Origin of the sequence: Krasilnikovia sp. MM14-A1004, from assembly GCF_047159485.1 — a bacterium.
Taxonomy (GTDB): Bacteria; Actinomycetota; Actinomycetes; order Mycobacteriales; family Micromonosporaceae; genus Actinoplanes.
In genome coordinates, this window is sequence record NZ_AP038773.1 from 5,621,397 (window position 1) to 5,637,445 (window position 16,049).

The 16,049-nt window shown below is 71.6% G+C and carries 15 protein-coding genes; 6 read left to right on the top strand and 9 right to left on the bottom strand.

The window, feature by feature from the left end:
• Positions 1-84: 84 nt before the first annotated feature.
• On the top strand, positions 85-768 hold the full coding sequence (locus ACMCNN_RS24090) for a copper homeostasis protein CutC (RefSeq protein ID WP_412742783.1): 684 nt from the start codon (positions 85-87) through the stop codon (positions 766-768).
• Positions 769-777: 9 nt separating this feature from the next.
• On the top strand, positions 778-1,434 hold the full coding sequence (locus ACMCNN_RS24095) for a class I SAM-dependent methyltransferase (protein ID WP_412742784.1): 657 nt from the start codon (positions 778-780) through the stop codon (positions 1,432-1,434).
• 1 nt (position 1,435) lies between these two features.
• On the opposite strand, the gene ACMCNN_RS24100 is transcribed toward ACMCNN_RS24095, so the two are convergent.
• Positions 1,436-1,807 (bottom strand): response regulator transcription factor, encoded by a 372-nt coding sequence (locus tag ACMCNN_RS24100; protein ID WP_412742785.1) that lies wholly within the window; start codon positions 1,805-1,807, stop codon positions 1,436-1,438.
• 21 nt (positions 1,808-1,828) lie between these two features.
• On the opposite strand from ACMCNN_RS24100, the gene ACMCNN_RS24105 reads away from it, so the two are divergent.
• Positions 1,829-1,960 carry an alpha/beta hydrolase gene (locus ACMCNN_RS24105; protein WP_412742786.1) on the top strand — a complete coding sequence of 44 codons (132 nt, stop codon included), beginning with the start codon at positions 1,829-1,831 and terminating at the stop codon, positions 1,958-1,960.
• Between the two features lie 15 nt (positions 1,961-1,975).
• On the opposite strand, the gene ACMCNN_RS24110 is transcribed toward ACMCNN_RS24105, so the two are convergent.
• Complete coding sequence (locus ACMCNN_RS24110) at positions 1,976-2,752, bottom strand: hypothetical protein (protein WP_412742787.1); 777 nt, start codon at positions 2,750-2,752, stop codon at positions 1,976-1,978.
• Between the two features lie 33 nt (positions 2,753-2,785).
• The gene (locus ACMCNN_RS24115) at positions 2,786-3,343 is read right to left on the bottom strand and encodes a hypothetical protein (protein WP_412742788.1); all 558 of its coding nucleotides are present in this window, start codon (positions 3,341-3,343) and stop codon (positions 2,786-2,788) included.
• A gap of 94 nt (positions 3,344-3,437) precedes the next feature.
• On the opposite strand from ACMCNN_RS24115, the gene ACMCNN_RS24120 reads away from it, so the two are divergent.
• Entirely contained in the window at positions 3,438-4,925 is a 1,488-nt protein-coding gene (locus ACMCNN_RS24120) for an ABC transporter substrate-binding protein (RefSeq protein ID WP_412742789.1), read from the top strand.
• Between the two features lie 13 nt (positions 4,926-4,938).
• Here ACMCNN_RS24120 and ACMCNN_RS24125 read toward each other — a convergent pair whose 3' ends face one another.
• From ACMCNN_RS24125 to ACMCNN_RS24145, 5 genes are all read right to left on the bottom strand, one after another.
• Positions 4,939-6,531: a methyl-accepting chemotaxis protein gene (locus tag ACMCNN_RS24125; protein ID WP_412742790.1), complete on the bottom strand. Its 1,593-nt coding sequence runs from the start codon at positions 6,529-6,531 to the stop codon at positions 4,939-4,941.
• Positions 6,532-6,656: 125 nt separating this feature from the next.
• Entirely contained in the window at positions 6,657-7,217 is a 561-nt protein-coding gene (locus tag ACMCNN_RS24130) for a PadR family transcriptional regulator (RefSeq protein ID WP_412742791.1), read from the bottom strand.
• A gap of 19 nt (positions 7,218-7,236) precedes the next feature.
• Positions 7,237-8,052 carry a crotonase/enoyl-CoA hydratase family protein gene (locus ACMCNN_RS24135; RefSeq protein ID WP_412742792.1) on the bottom strand — a complete coding sequence of 272 codons (816 nt, stop codon included), beginning with the start codon at positions 8,050-8,052 and terminating at the stop codon, positions 7,237-7,239.
• Positions 8,053-8,079: 27 nt separating this feature from the next.
• Complete coding sequence (locus ACMCNN_RS24140; RefSeq protein WP_412742793.1) at positions 8,080-10,137, bottom strand: FAD-dependent oxidoreductase; 2,058 nt, start codon at positions 10,135-10,137, stop codon at positions 8,080-8,082.
• A 92-nt stretch (positions 10,138-10,229) separates the two neighbouring features.
• Complete coding sequence (locus ACMCNN_RS24145) at positions 10,230-11,657, bottom strand: amidase (RefSeq protein ID WP_412742794.1); 1,428 nt, start codon at positions 11,655-11,657, stop codon at positions 10,230-10,232.
• Between the two features lie 105 nt (positions 11,658-11,762).
• On the opposite strand from ACMCNN_RS24145, the gene ACMCNN_RS24150 reads away from it, so the two are divergent.
• The gene (locus tag ACMCNN_RS24150) at positions 11,763-12,788 is read left to right on the top strand and encodes a helix-turn-helix transcriptional regulator (RefSeq protein WP_412742795.1); all 1,026 of its coding nucleotides are present in this window, start codon (positions 11,763-11,765) and stop codon (positions 12,786-12,788) included.
• 299 nt (positions 12,789-13,087) lie between these two features.
• Positions 13,088-15,640 carry an FxSxx-COOH system tetratricopeptide repeat protein gene (gene fxsT, locus ACMCNN_RS24155; RefSeq protein ID WP_412742796.1) on the top strand — a complete coding sequence of 851 codons (2,553 nt, stop codon included), beginning with the start codon at positions 13,088-13,090 and terminating at the stop codon, positions 15,638-15,640.
• A gap of 16 nt (positions 15,641-15,656) precedes the next feature.
• On the opposite strand, the gene ACMCNN_RS24160 is transcribed toward fxsT, so the two are convergent.
• Positions 15,657-15,836 (bottom strand): hypothetical protein, encoded by a 180-nt coding sequence (locus ACMCNN_RS24160; RefSeq protein WP_412742797.1) that lies wholly within the window; start codon positions 15,834-15,836, stop codon positions 15,657-15,659.
• Positions 15,837-16,049 lie beyond the last annotated feature (213 nt).

Below are 16,049 nucleotides of genomic sequence, written 5' to 3' on the forward strand. Positions count from 1 at the left end.
CTAGAACGAACTAATCGGGCAAGCTGCCCAATAAAACTGGAAGGTTTACTAAAAATTTGCCGAATTCCGTGGCATGATCACGCCATGCCGAAGGCCCTTCTGGAAGTGATCGCACTCGATGCCGTCGATGCGCGACAGGCGGCGGCCGGCGGCGCTGACCGACTGGAACTGGTCAGCGACATCCACCTGCTCGGCCTCACGCCGACCGTGGAGACCTTCACGGCCGTGCGCGCCGAGACCGACCTGCCGATCCGCGTCATGCTCAGACAACAGGACGGCTTCGCCGCCGGAAGTCTGGACTCCCTGTGCCGGTCGATCGACGCGCTGCGGGCCGCGGGCGCCGACGAGTTCGTGCTCGGCTTCCTCGACGCCGACGGCGGCGTCGATCTCGCGTCGCTCGGTACGGTGCGAGCGATGATCGACGGCTGCGCCTGGACCTTCCACAAGGCGCTGGATCACGCCACGGACCGGCAGGCGGCCTGGCGGGCCATCGACGGCCTGGACGGGCTGGACGCCGTACTCACCTCCGGCGGCCCGTACGGCGTGGCGGAAGGCGTCGACATCCTCATCACGGAGGCGAAGTCGGCACACTCGCCGCGCATCCTCGCCGGCGGCGCGCTCCGCGAACACCACCTGGGACCGTTGCTCGACGGCGGCGTCGATGCCTTCCACGCGGGCACGGCGCTGCGCGGCAACAGCAGCTGGGAATTCCCCGTGGACCCGGAGCGGGTACGGCGGTGGCGGGAACGACTGCAGCCGGTCCAGTAATCTGCCGCAGTGAATATTCACTCCCTCCGCTGGCGGCTCGTCGACCGTCCCGGCTCCTGGGGCGCGAAGCGGCGGGAGGCCCGATCGCGCTGGCTGGTGGAGACGTTCCCCGAGCTGCCCGAGATGTCGGTGGTCGACCTCGGCGGCCGGGTCGGCTTCTGGCGCCAGCTCCCGGTACGCCCGAAGCACGTACACGTGGTCAACCTCGAAGCACCCCCCGCGGAGCTGCCGGACTGGGTCGAGGTCAGCCACGGCGACGCCTGCGCCCTACCCGGGGCGATCGCCGAACGCCGCTACGACCTCGCGTTCAGCAACTCGGTGATCGAGCACGTCGGCGGGCACGAGCGCCGGCTGCGGTTCGCCGAGTCGGTGCACGCGCTGGCGCCCGCGCACTGGGTGCAGACGCCGTACCGGTACTTCCCGATCGAGCCGCACTGGGTCGCGCCCGGCATGCAGTTCCTGCCCGTGGCGGCGCGCCGCGAGGTGGCCCGCACGTGGCCGCTGGCGTACACACCGGGCCGCACCCGCGAGGAGGCGCTGTCCCGCGTGCTCTGGATCGAGCTGCTGGACAAGACGCAGATGCGCTCCTACTTCCCGGATTCGGTGCTGCGGCCGGAGAAGGTCATGGGTCTCACCAAGTCGCTGATCGCGTACAAGCTCCGGTAGTTCAGGCCCCGAGATACCGGAGCACCGCCAGCACCCGGCGATGGTCGGTGTCCGTGGGCGGCAGGTCGAGTTTGGTGAAGATGTTGCTCACGTACTTCTCCACCGCGCTGTGGCTGACCCGCAGCGCCTCCGTGATGCCGGTGCTGGAACGGCCCTCCGCCATCAACCGCAGCACCTCCATGTACTGGGACAGCACGCACACCGCGACGTCCGGGTGCTGGCGCCGGATGACGAGCGCCGCCCGGATGCCCTCGTCGGTGTGGGTCGGCGGCATCCGCACGTCGACCACCACGACGTCGGGCCGGTGCGCGTCGACGGCGCCCAGCAACTGCTCGGCGTCGGGCACCGCGGCGACGAACGCCGGGCCATGCACCGGGCCCTCCAGGGGTCCCGCATGGTCACGCTGGAGAATGCCCGCGACCACGGGGTCTACCTGTTCCGCGGCTCGGACTGCGTCGACGCGGCCGTGAACGCCTACCTCACCACGGGAGACCTGCCCGCGGCCGACCTGAGCTGCGCCCGGTGACCGGGCGGCCACACGTCACGCGCTGGTCAGCCGCAGGATGTCGACGCCGCGGGTGTTGTCCGCGACGTACACGAGGCCGTTGTGCCAGTACGGCGCCCAGGACCGGGCGTCCGCCGGCCGGTGGTACGCGATCTGCGTCGGGTTGGTCGGGTCGGACACGTCGATGAACCGGGTGCCCTGCGCGTAGAACGACTGCACGAGAATGTGGCCGCGCACGTCGAAGTAGTGCGCCGAGCAGTCCTCGCTGACCGGGTCGCTGCCCTCCTGGCCCGCGACGCTCCACGTGCCCACGGTGGTCAGCCGGAACGGCTGCTCGGGGGTGGACCGCCACGACTGGCCCCCGTACGAGCCGGTCAGGGACGCGATGACCAGGACGCCGTCCGCGGCGCACCCGGCCTGGAAGCTCTCCTCTGTGACGTAGATGAGGTCGTCGAAGCGCCATCCACCGTCGGACGACCGCGCCCCGACCGGATGGTGACTGTTGTGCATGAACCGCGACGGCGCGGCCGTCTCGGCGATGCCACCCCCGGCGTACGGCACGGGGTCGGTGGCGGTGGCGGTGCGGGTCTGGCGGCGTACCGGATCCCACCGCCGCCCCTGCGTCCAGTAGCCGCGGACCCCGCCGCGCCCGGACACCCACGCCACCCCGGCGGCGTCTACCTGCACGTCGTGCGCGTAGTCGGTCTTGCCGTCGTTGCGCGCCAGGTCGACGGGGTCGGGGAAGACCGTCGGATGGCTCGGGTCGCGCACGTCGGTGACCCAGATCGGCCGGCCGCCCCAGGCGGCGGGCATGGTGCTGGCCTTGGCCGGGCCGCCGGTCCACAGTTACCTGCACTGGTTGATGCAGCTCGTGGTGTGCCCCGCCGGCACCTGGACGTAGCTGAGCTGGCGCAGCTGCTCGGGCGTGCTCGCGTCGACGATGTAGACCCCCGACTCGCCGGTGGCGACGTCGCCGCCGAAGGCCCGCGGGTCACGTGCGAGGAAGACCAGCTTGCGCACCGGGTCGACCTCTGTGTTCTCGGTCTCCCACATGCCGGGCAGCGCGAATTCGCCGAGCAGGCGCGGATTGGCCGGATCGGCGAGATCGTACGAGCGCAGCCCGAACGTACCGGTCACCAGCATGACGTCGCGGCCGTCGCCGTACGTCAGGAAGTTGATCGAAATCGCGCCGGTGGCCGTGGCCACCGTGCCGAGCAGCTCGACGTTGCTGCTGGCTCCGGTCGCGTGCTGGTGATGGTGGTGGGCCGCGGCGCTCGCCTGATGATGCGCCGTGCCGTGGGGCGGGTCGTCGGGGTTGCAGGCCTGGGCCGGTGTGCCGGTCAGCAGCAGGGCCGCGACCACCGCCGGGACCATCGCCGGTTGCCACCATCGCGTCACCAACATGGCCACTCTCCTCGTCGAGCGCGGGCAACCAGCCGACCCAGGATATCGATGCTCATCACTTCGATTCAACGGTGCCGGATGGAATACTCCGGGCATGCGCACCCCGCTGGTGATCGCGGCGACCCTGACCACGCTGGCGGTGGCGGCGACCGCCACCTACGGCCTGACCCGCGGCGACTCGTCGGCGCTCACGGTGGGGCTGGGCGAGCCGGCGACCCTCCTGCCCGGCCTGGTCGACGACCCCGCGGGCCGGCTGGTCCTCAGCGCACTGTGGACCCCGCTGACCGAGGTCGACCCCTCCGGCCGGCCGGCGCCCGCGCTGGCCGCCTCCGTGACCAGCCCGGACCAGAAGACATGGACCATCCGGCTGCGCCCCGGATGGCGATTTCACGACGGAACGGCGGTGACCGCGCGAGCCGTGGCGGGCACCTGGCGGGCCGGGCTGGCCGAGGGCTGGCGCGGCGCCACCCTGCTGACCGACACGTTGCGGATCCGTGGCGCGCGGCCCGGGTCCGCCGAGGTCCCCGGCCTCCGGGTCGCCGACGAACGCACCGTCGAGGTGACCCTCGACGCGCCGTTCGCCGAGCTGCCGCTGGCGCTGTCGGCACCCGCGCTGCAGCCGTTGCCCGAGTCGGTCCTGTCCACCCGCGACTGGGCCGGATTCGCCACCCACCCGGTCGGCACCGGGCCGTACCGTCTGGACGGGGCATGGCAGCGCGGCCACGGCGCCACCCTGCGCCGCTTCACCGGCTACGCCGGGCCCCGCTCCACGGCGGACCGCATCGACCTGCGGGTGCTGGCTCCGGCCGCCCAGTACGACGGGGTCCGCGGCGGCGACCTCGACCTCGCCACCGACGTGCCGCCGGACCGGCACGCGGATGTCGGTACGGCCTTCGGCGCCCGGTACGCCACGTGGCCGCAGGGCACCGCCACGTACCTCGGGTTCGCGCGGACCGACCGGCGGTTCACCGATCCGGGTGTCCGGCATGCGGTCTCGCTGGCGATCGACCGCGCGAGCCTGGCCGCCGGCCCCCTCGGCCACCAGGTGTCGCCGTCGACCGCGCTGGTCCCGCCCGGAGTTCCCGGTGCGCGTACCGGAGCCTGCCGCGCCTGCCAGCACGACGAGGTCGCCGCCCGCACGATCCTCGCCCAGCTCGGCGGAGCCCCCGCCGACCCGATCCACCTGTGGTACCGACCGGCGCAGTCCAGTGGGGTGGCGGCCCTCGCCGACCAGCTCGGTCACGCACTGCACCTGAGCGTGTCGCCGCGCCCGCTGCACGGCGGCACCCCCACCGACGGCATGGTCCTCGTCGAGCAGACCGTGCCATACCCCAGCGCGTACCCGGCGCTGATCCCGCTGGTCGGCCGCGACCAACCGGAGGTACGGCGGTGGTGCGCGGACGCGGCCCGCCGATCCGATCCCGCCGACCGGCTGCGCGGCTACCGTCTGGCCGAGAACGCCGCGCTGCGGGATCTGCAGCTGGTCCCGCTCTGGTCCCGGCACGGCCACGCGGTCTGGTCGCCGCGCGTCACCACGGTGCCCATCGACACGTACGGCCCGCGACTCGACCGCCTCGGCTGACCCGATGGTGGCGTCAGATCCGGAACGTGCCGACCAGACGCCGCAACTCCCCTGACATCTGTGTGAGGTGGTCGGCGGCACGCTGCGCCTCGGTCACCCCGGAGTGCGTGGACTGCGCCGCGGTCGCCACGCTGGTGATGTTGCGGGCGATGTCGGCGGAGCCGGTGGCCGCCTCCGCGACGTTGCGGGTGATCTCGCTCGTGGTGGCCGTCTGCTCCTCCACGGCGGAGGCGATCGTGGCGGAGTAGCCGTTGATCTTGTCGACGACCTCGGAGATGTGCCGGATCGAGTCGACCGCGGCCTCCGTGTCCCCCTGGATCTGCTGGATGCGGGCCGAGATGCCCTCGGTAGCCTCCGCCGTGGCCTGGGCCAGGTCCTTGACCTCGGTGGCGACGACCGCGAAGCCCTTGCCCGCCTCGCCGGCGCGGGCCGCCTCGATCGTCGCGTTCAGGGCCAGCAGGTTGGTCTGCTCGGCGATCGAGGTGATCAGCTTGACCACCGCGCCGATCTCGGCGCTGGACTGGCCGAGCTTGTGCACGGTCTCGTTGGCCTCCTCTGCCACCTGCACGGCGCCCAGCGCGATCATCGCGGCGTCCGTGGCGCTGGTGGCGATCTCCCGGATCGAGGCACCCATCTCCTCCGCACCGGCCGAGACGGTCTCGACGTTGCGGGAGACCTGCTCGGCAGCGGCGGACACGCTGCCCGCCCCGGCGCTGGCCTCCTCGGCGGAGTCACCGATCTGCTGGCTGACGTCCGACAGCTCCTGCGCGGCATCGGCCAGCGTCCGGCTGCTGGTGTCGAGCGCACCGACCGTCTCGCGCATCCGGCCGGTCGCCGCGTCCAGACCGGCGGCCATCCTGCCGAGTTCGTCGCGGCTCGTCACCCCGGCCGAGCGGGTCAGGTCCCCGGCGGCCATCCCGTCGATCACCGTCGAGACCCGGCGCAGCACACCCACGATGCGGCGGGACACGAGCAGCCCGAACGCCACCGACAGCAGCAGACCACCCAGCAGGAAGGCGACCATGGTGGTCCGCGCTGTCCGGTACGCCGCCGACGCCCCGGCGGCGACGTGCCCGGCGTCCTGCTCCTCCTGGGCGACCAGGTCGGAGACGATCGCGCTCGCCTTGTCCACCACTGGCCGGATCACGGTGTCGCGCTGTGCCTCGACGGTCTTGAAGTCGTTACGCTCGCCCGCGTCGAGCATCGCCTGCCGGCCCTGCTGGTATTCCCGCCACGCGGCGATGAGCTGGTCGACCAGGCTCGGCGCGACCGACTCCGGGCGGTAGACAGCGACCTCACGGGCGAACGTGGCGTCGTCGTTCTGGATGACCTGCTCGTACCGGGACACGTTCGCCGGCGAGGTGGACACGGCATGGTTCAGCACGTTCAGCCGGGTCTGCGTCATGGTCTGCGCCAGCGCCTCGACGTGCTCCACCGGCAGGACCGAACCCGCGTACAGGGCGTGGGCCCTGTCGTTCATCTCGGCCAGACGCGCCAGCGCCACCAGGCCGACACTCATCGAGGTCGCGGCCAGGATCGCGACGATGAGCAGGATCTTCGTGTTCATCGCGCGGTTGTCGACCCACCGGCCGAACACGCCCTTCATTGCCGTCGCCGTCGTCGTTGACACCAACATCGCCTCCCCCGGGCATCCCAGACATGCGCACGAGTGCCGGCGCACCTGGTTACTCGGCAATCCAGGGAAACGAGTGAAGGAAAATGTCGGACCTATCACGGATCGGGGAGGCGCCGCGCGAGGACGTCGAGTGCGCGCTGCCCCCAGGAGATGTTCTCCTTCTCGAACGCGATTCCGCGGTGCAGGGTCAGGTAGGGCCCGATCCGGCTGCCCGTGGCGACGAACTCGTCGTCTGTACGGTCGCCGAGGATCTCAGCGAGGGTGCGTTCGTAGCCTTCGAGCCGGTTCCGGCTCGCCTCGATGCGGGAGTGGATCGATGCCTTGAGGCTCGGGACGTCGGCGTGTGCGAGCGCCTCGACCTGGATGAGCAACTCGTCCCGGATGGTGGTCGGCTTCGGGTCCCGCCGGGTGAACTCGCGCAGTGCGGCCCGCCCGGCGTCGGTGACGGAGTAGAGGCGTTTGTCGGGCCGCTTGGTTTGCTTGACCACGCGCGCCGACAGCAGCCCGTCCGCTTCCAGTCGTTCGAGTTCCCGGTAGAGCTGCTGCGGGGTCGTGGTCCAGAAGTTGGCGACCGAGCTGCGGAACTTCTTGGCGAGGTCGTACCCGGACGACTCGTGGTCGATCAGGGCCGCGAGTAGCGCATTCCTCAGTGCCACGGCGACATCCTACGGGGCCCTATCGGGTGCGCGGTTTGTACGTCGGCGCGCTCTTCGTGGCGATGGACTTGCGGGCGATGGCCGTGTTCGGCAGGCGCAGCAGCCGCAGTTGCTCGCGCCGTTCCCGCGCGAAGGTACGGCGGGCACTGGACGTGAGGGCGCCGTCGATCAACCGCTTCGCGGCCGCGATCGCGTCGGGCGACCTGGTCCGCAGACGCTCGGCGAAGTCCACCGCCGCCTGGACCGGATCGGCGTGGATCTCGGTGACCAGGCCGATGCGCTGCGCCTCGGTACCGGAGACCTCATCGGCGGTCATGGTGAGCCGTTTGGCGACATCGACACCGACGACCTCCGTGAGGCTGCGGATGCCGCTCATGTCGGGGATGATGCCCCACTTGCCCTCCAGCACCGACCACCGCGAGTCGGGCGTCGCGAACCGCAGGTCCGCACTCAACGCGATCTGCAGGCCGCCGCCGTAGCAGTGACCGTGCACCGCCGCGATGACCGGGACCGGAATGCGCCGCCACGCCCAGCAGGCTTCCTGGAAACGGTTCGTGCCGCGCCACGGCGCCGGCACGAACGACCGGACGATGCGGCCGGGCGTACGCAACACCGTCGCGAAGTCCAGACCCGAGCAGAACGACGCGCCCTCCCCGGCGATGACGACGGCCCGCAGCGTCCGGTCGCGCCGCAACCACTTCGCCGTAAGGATCAGATCGTCCAGGGTGTCGAGGGTGAGCGCGTTGAGCTTGTCGGGCCGGGCGAGGCGGACGTGCGCGATGCCGTCCTCCACCCGGGTGGTCACATACGTCGTCCGGGGTGCGGTGTGTGGCATGTCGGGCTCCACGGTGGAAGGACGGGCTCAGAGCCGCGCGGCGAGTTCGGTGGCCTGTTTGATGGCGCGTTTGGCGTCGAGTTCGGCGGCGACGTCGGCGCCGCCGATAACATGCACCCGCACGCCACGTTCCTGCAGCGGAGCGACCAGGTCGCGCACGGAGGTCTGCCCGGCGCAGAGCAGCACGGTGTCCACGGGCAGGACGCGGCTCTCGCGGGGCGCCTTGTCGTTGCGCGGGTCGGTGGAGACGGAGATGTGCAGACCCTCGTCGTCGATGCGGACGTACTCGACGGCACGCAGCATCGTGACCCCGGAGTCCTGCAGCGTGGCGCGGTGCACCCACCCGGTGGTCTTTCCCAGACCCTTGCCGAGCGCGGATGCCTTGCGCTGCAACAGATAGACCTGCCGGCGCGGTGCGGTGGCGACCTTCTCTGTCAGGCCGCCGCGTGCGTTCTCCGGGTCGGTGACACCCCACCGACGCAGCCAGTCGTCGAGTGGTTCGTTCGGCTCGTGGAGCAGGAACTCGCCGATGTCGAAGCCGATCCCGCCGGCCCCGATGATGGCGACGCGTTCGCCGACCTCGGCGCCCTCGCCGACGACCTGCTGGTAGGTGAGGACCTTCGGATGGTCGACACCGGGGATGTCCGGCACCCGCGGCCGCACGCCGGTGGCGATGACTACCTCGTCGTATCCGGCCAGGTCGTCCGCGCTCGGACGGGCACCCAGGCGCAGCGTGACACCGCGCACGTCGATCATGTGGCGGTAGTAGTCGAGGGTGCGCGCGAACTCCTCCTTGCCGGGAATCCGCGCGGCCAGCCGGAACTGGCCCCCGATCGCGTCGGCGGCCTCGAACAGTTCCACCCGGTGACCACGGCCCGCCAGCTCGATCGCCGCGGCGAGACCGGCCGGACCCGCACCGACCACGGCGATGCTCTTCACCGTACGGGTGGGCAGCAGCACCAGCTCGGTCTCGTACCCGGAGCGCGGGTTCAGCAGGCACGTGGCGCGCTTGTTGCGGAACGTGTGGTCCAGGCATGCCTGGTTGCAGGCGATGCAGGTGATGATCTCGCGTTCGCGCCGCTGCGCGGTCTTGGTGACCCACTCGGCGTCGGCCAGCAGCGGGCGGGCCATCGACACGAGGTCGGCCTCGCCGGACGCGAGGATGTGTTCCGCGGTCTCGGGCCGGTTGATGCGGTTGGACGCCACGACAGGGATCGAGACCTCCTGCCGGACCTTGCCGGTCACCCAGGCGAAGGCGCCGCTGGGTACGGACGTGACGATGGTCGGTACGCGCGCCTCGTGCCAGCCGATGCCCGTGTTCAGGATCGACACGCCCGCCGCTTCGAGCCCCCGCGCCAGTTCGACGGTCTCCTCCCACGACTGGGCGTCGTCGACCAGGTCGAGCAGGCTGATCCGGTACTGCACGATGAAGTCGTCGCCGACCAGGTCGCGGGTGCGCCGGACCACTTCGAGGGGAAAGCGCATGCGCTTTTCCGCCGAACCGCCCCAGGCGTCGGTGCGGTCGTTCGTACGGGCGGCGAGGAACTGGTTGATCAGGTACCCCTCGGAGCCCATGATCTCGACACCGTCGTACCCGGCGCGCCGCGCCAAAAGCGACGCCCGGGCGAACGCGGTGGCCGTACGGTCGACCTGCCGGCTGGTCATGGCCCGCGGCCGGAACGGGGTGATCGGCGATTTCCGGCTCGACGCGCCCAGGCTGAACGGGTGGTACGAGTACCGGCCCGCGTGCAGCACCTGCAGCAGGATCTTCCCGTCGTGCTCGTGCACCGCGTCGGTGACGACGCGGTGGGCGCGGGCGTGGCTCTCCCGGGTCATCCGGCTGCCGAACGGTGCCAGCCAGCCCCGCCACGTCGGCGCGTAGCCGCCCGTCACCATGAGGCCGACACCGCCGCGGGCGCGTGCGGCGAAGAACGCGGCCAGCTTCGGCAGGTCGCGGGCGCGGTCCTCCAGCTTGGTGTGCATCGAGCCCATCACGACCCGGTTGCGCAGCACCGTGTGGCCGAGATCCAACGGGCTCAGCAGCGTCGGATACCGGTCCGCGCCCTCGTCCATGTTCGTCGTCATGCCACCGGACTCCCTTGACCCGTTCCGCACAGGCAGCGCTCGAAGAGCCGAGCAGGAGCACCGTACAACGAATTGCATAGTAAAGAAAGTGACTATGCGAGCGAGGACTCCCCGACGAAACGCCCCGGCGTCCGGTCCCGCCAGGGCATGGCCTCCTCCAGGCGGGCGGCGAGGCGGATCAGCCGGTCCTCCCGGCCGTACCCGGCGACGAGCTGCACGCCGATGGGCAGGCCCGCCGCGCTCTGGCCGAGCGGCAGACTCACCGCCGGCTGACCGGTGACGTTGAACAGCGACGTGAACGGCCCGTACGCCAGCAGCGCGTCCAGCCACCCGATGACCGTCTGATCCGGGTCGTCGTAGCGCAGCGTGCCGTGCGGCGCCGGTAGCTGCGCCAGCGTCGGCGTGACCAGCAGGTCGTACCCGGTGAAGAACGCGCCGACCGGCCGGCTCACCCGGTTCTGCGCGTCCAGCCGGGCCATCAGGTCCAGCGCGCTCAGCTCGCGCAGCTCGGCGAGGACCCGCCGGGACACCGCCTCCAGCAGCTCCGGCGCCGGCGGCCGGGGACCGATCAGGAACGTGGCGGCGATGGCGACCATCTCCGCGCGCAGGGCCAGCACGGCGGCGTCCCAGTCGACCGCGGGAGTGGCCTCGACGACGTCGTGCCCCATCTGCTCCAGCACCCGCGCCACCCGCTCCGTCGCCGCGGCCACCTCGGCGTCCACCGGCGCCCCCGACCACGCCCGCGTCGTGACCGCGACCCGCAGCCGGCCCGGATCGGCGGTGAGCTCCTCGGCGTAGGGCCGCCGCGGCGGCGGCGCCGTGTACTTGTCGCCGACGCCCGGCCCGCGCACCGCGTCGAGCAGGTGCGCGGCGTCCCGCACGGTGCGGGTCAGCCCGAACTCGTACGCCATCCCGAACATCGGTTCGCCCAGGTCCGGGCCGCACGGGACCCGGCCGCGGCTCGGCTTGAGACCGACGAGCCCGCAGCAGGAGGCCGGCACCCGGATGGAACCGGCGCCGTCATTGGCGTGCGCCACGGGTACGGCCCCCGCCGCCACGAGAGCAGCGGCGCCGCCGCTGGAACCACCGACGCCCCGGTCGAGGGCCCACGGGTTGCGGGTGGTGCCGTACCGGACCGACTCGGTGGCGAAGCTGAGCAGCATCTCCGGCACCGTGGTGACCCCCAGGGCGGCGAGGCCGGCGGCCCGGAACCGGCGCATCAGATCGCTGTCGTACGGCGCCACCGCACCGCGCAGGCTGCGGCTGCCCATCGCGAACGGCACCCCGGCCGCCATCGGGCCACCGTCCTTGAGCAGGAACGGCACCCCGGCGAACACCCCGTCCGCGGAATGCTGCGACGCGGCGGGAAACAGCGGCAGCGCCAGGCCGTTCAGCTCCGCGTTCGCGGCCTCCAGGGCCCGCCGGGCGGCGTCCTCCACCTCGGCGGCCGTCACCTCACCGGCGGCCATCAGCTGGCGCAGTCCGATGGCGTCGTGCCGGGCATACTCGTGAATGTGCACCGAATCCCTTTCCCTCGATCGGTCGATCCGCCTCCGAGTCTGCGGGGCCACGAGGGCTCCGGAATATCCCGAGACATGGGGATGGCGCGGCCGCAGACTCGGCGGGTGAGCGCATCGGTGGAGTCCGTCATCCGCGCCGTGTCGGCAGCCCCGGCGCAGCCGGTCACCGTCACGGAGTTCGGCGCTGAGCTGGCCCGTCAGGTCGGGCGCCTGCTGCCGCACGACGGCTACCAGATACGCGGCCTGGATCCCGGCACCGGAGTCGGTTGCCTCGTCATTGCCGAGAACGGCTACCGCGCCGCCACCGCCCGCCGGCTCGAACTCAACGAGTACGGCGGCCGCGACCTGCACTCCCTGGCCAGCCTGGTCGGCGGAAGGCGCGTCGGGGTGCTCGGCAGCGGCGAGCCCGAGGAGCGCCGCAGCGAGCGGCTGCACGACATCATGGCCGGCGAGGGGTTCGGCGCCGAGATGCGCGTCGCGCTCACCGACGCCGGCATCACCCGGGGCACCCTCACGCTGCTGCGCGGCCGCGACTGCCGGGCGTTCTCCGCGGCCGAGGCCGCACACGCCGAGCGACTGGCCACGCCGCTGGCCGTGGCGCTGAGGCGGTACGTGGCCCGGCGCCCACCCCGTCCGTTCGGCGACCACGCCGCGCCGGGCGTCGTCGTGGTCGAGGCCGACGACACCGTCCGGGCGACCGCGGCCACCCGCGCCTGGTTCGGCACCCTCGTGCCGGAGCCCGACGCCGACGACGACGCCCTCTTCGGCAACCTGTGGAACATCGTCTACGCCGCGCGCCGCCACCGCGCCGAGGCACTCACCCGCATCCCGCTCGGCGGGGCGTGGCTGGCGATGCGGGCCCAGCCGCTCGACGACGCGGAGCCCGGCGCCGTGACCGTCACGATCCAGCCCGCCTCCGCGGACACGCTCCTGCCCGCGCTCGCCGCGTGGTACGCCCTCACGCCGAGCGAACGGAAGGTCCTCGGCCAGGTCCGGCTCGGCCTGCCCGGCAAGCAGATCGCCACCCGGCTGGGGGTGTCGCCGCACACGGTCAACGACCACCTGAAGTCGATCTACCGCAAGACCGGTGTCGGTGCGCGGGACGAACTCCTCGCCGCCCTGTCCGGGTAGCCACTTGCCAGGATTTTACAAAGACTGACAACACTCGTCCGTTCCGGCGGTACTGGACAGCCGTCCCGCGACGATTTGCTGGGTAGTGGCGGCTGTCTGTTGAGGAGGATCTTGCGTGGCGCAGGGCGACCGCGGTCCTCGATGGGCTCGCCTGGCAAGACGCGGTATGGCCGTAGAAGTCAGGTCTGAATGCTACGATTCTGCTGGTTTGCGTCCGTCGGAAGATGGTCGGAAGGAGGGTGTCTCGGCACATCGCGGGCGCCCGCGTCCGGCCCCAACGCATAGGGAGCGGGATCCCGGTGACTGACCCGCGGGTAGCGGTGCCGCAGGCGGACAACCGATCGACGGCGGGGCAGCCCGATCCACTGCGGATCTGGGACGGGGTCCCGTTGCGGAACCCCGCTTTCACCGGCCGCGAGACGATGTTGCTCACCCTCCAACGTGCGCTCGACCGGCGGTCCAAGGCCTCCGTCCTCCCGCACGCGCTGCACGGGCTCGGCGGCGTCGGCAAGACCCAGCTGGCGGTGGAGTTCGCCTACCGGTACGCGGACCGCTACGACGTCGTGTGGTGGATCCCCGCCGAGCACCAGACCCTGGTCCTGCAGTCGTTGCGCGACCTCGGCCGACGGCTCGGCACCCCGGAGACCGCCAACCTGCAGCACACCGCGGGCCTGGTCCTCGAACAGCTGGCCCACTCGTCGTTGCGGTGGCTGCTGATCTACGACAACGCCAACGAGCCCGACGACGTCGCCAACCTGATCCCCGAGGGCGGCGGCCACGTCATCCTGACCTCACGCAACCAGACCTGGTCGGACGTCTGGGATCCGATCGAGGTCGACGTGTTCGACCGCCCGGAGAGCATCGAGCTGGTCCAGAAGCGCAGCGTCGACGTCTCGACCGCCGACGCCGAACGGCTGGCGGCCCGGCTGGGCGACCTGCCACTGGCCCTGGACCAGGCCGCCTCGTGCCAGTCCGCCACCGGCATGCCCGTGGACGAGTATCTGGCCGAGCTCGACGTCCGGGTCCGCCAGCTGGCGCCGGGCCAGCACGACTCGTACCGCACCACGATCGCGGCGCTGGTGAAGCTCGCGCTGGACCAGCTGCGCGCCACCGCGCCCGCGACGGCCGAACTGCTCGAACTGTTCGCGCGGCTGGGCGCCGAACCGATCTCGGGCGGGCTGATGCGCCGGGGCCGCGACGCGCGCGTCTCCGCCGCGTTGAAGGAGGCCCTGAGCGACCAGATCAAACTCGACCGCGCGATCCGCCAGCTGAGCCGGTACGGCCTGGCCCGGGTGGACGCCAACAAGCGGGTCCAGGTGCACCGGCTGTTCCAGCTGGTGCTGCACGACGTCCTCGACTCCGACGCGATCGAGCGCAGCCGGACGAACGTGCACCGCATGCTGGCCTCCGCCAACCCGGGCTATCCCGAGGTGGAGGAGTTCTGGCCGGTGCACGCCGAGATCGGCCCGCACATCGGCCCGGCCGACCTGGTCGACTCGGAAATGATCGACGCCCGCCGGGTCGTGCTCGACCAGGCCCGGTACCTGCAGCAGATCGGCGACCTGGAGGGCGCCCGCCGGCTGGGCGAGACGGCCGTCGGGACCTGGTCGAAGGCCGAGGGCACGGCGGATCTCGGCCCGGACGGCGAGCTGACGCTGCGGGCCAGCCGCAACCTCGCCGCCGTGCTGCGGCTGCTCGGCTTCAACGAGCGGGCCCGCATCCTCATCGAGGACGCCTTCGAACGGCTGAAGAACAGCGCGGAGTTCGGCCCCGACCACGAGTACACCCTCGACGCCGCCACCGAGCTGGCGCCGAACCGGCGGGTCGCGGGCGAGTTCCGCGAGGCGCTGGAGGTGGACGAGGACACGGTCGCCCGGTACCGGCGGCTGTTCGGCCCCGAGGACCCGGCGACGCTGGCCGCCGAGGGCAACCTCGCGGTGAACCTGCGCATGCTCAGCGACTTCCCCGGCGCGTACCGGATCGACGCCGACGCGGTCGACGCCTGGCAGCGCAACGTCAGCGAGAACGACCTCCGCCTGCTGTTCGCCCAGGTGAACCTCGCCCGCGACCTCTACGGCCTCGGCCGGTACGCGGAGGCGCTGGTGCTCCAGCAGCGCGTGCTGTCGCCGTTCCGGGAGCAACTGGGCCCCCGGCATCCCTGGGTCCTGCTGGCCGGCCGGACGATGGCCGTGACCCTGCGCAAGGTCGGCCGGTACACAGAGGCGCTGGCCGCCGCCGAGGAGCACTACCTGGACACCATCAACCGGTACGGCCAGGAGCACGAGCACCTGCTGGCGGCCGCGATGACGCTCGCGAACAGCCTGCGGGTCACCGGCGACCTGGCACGTGCGCGCGGGCTGGCGGCCGAGGCGGTGGACCGGTACCTGCGGGTCTTCGGCGACGATCATCCGCTGACCCTGGCCGCGACGTCGAACCTCGCGGTCGTGCTGCGAGCCTCGGGCGATCACGACCGGGCCCGCCGGCTCGACGAGCGCACCTACGCGCGGATGCGGACGGTGCTGGGTGACACGCACGGCTACACCCTGTGCGTGATCAGTGGCCTGGCGAACGACTACGCCGCGGCCGGCGACGCGCCGGGCGCCCGGCGCTGGTCGGACACGGCGCTGACGACGTCCCGGACCTCGCGCGGCGATCGGCACCCGTACACCTTGGCCTGTGAGGTGAACGCCGCTCTCAGCCTGATGGCGGACGGTGACGACGACGCCGGGCGGACACTGCTCGACCGGGCGGTGGCCGGTCTCACCGAGGTGCTCGGCGTCGATCACCCCGAAACCGTGGCGGCCGGGGAACAACGCCGCGCCGAGTGTGACATCGAGCCACCGCCCACATAGTCGGCCGGGCCGTCATTCACGGCCCGATCTCCTCACCCTCGGGGCCGCCGGACCGGGCGGTCCGGATCGCCTGACACGCGACCGCCAGGTCGACGACCGCCGTCACCGCGGCGGGGTCGACACCCACCACGAAGATCAGCAGGATCGCGGTGACCAGCACCGCGATGAATGCCAGCTCGTCGATGTACATACGCATCGTCGCTTCTCCCTCCACACAGGAACCGTTGAATCCATGGTGTGGGGTCCGGAGCGCCCGAGATCGATATCTGCCGTCCGTCGCCAAAGGTTTACGAGTGGTTACGTCAGGCAGGCCGGTATGGAATGCTGTCCATGACACGAATTGACGCTAGTTGGCGGTCAGCGGATGGGGGCCGGACCGCCCACCGGGGGCCAGGCCGGTGTGGATCAG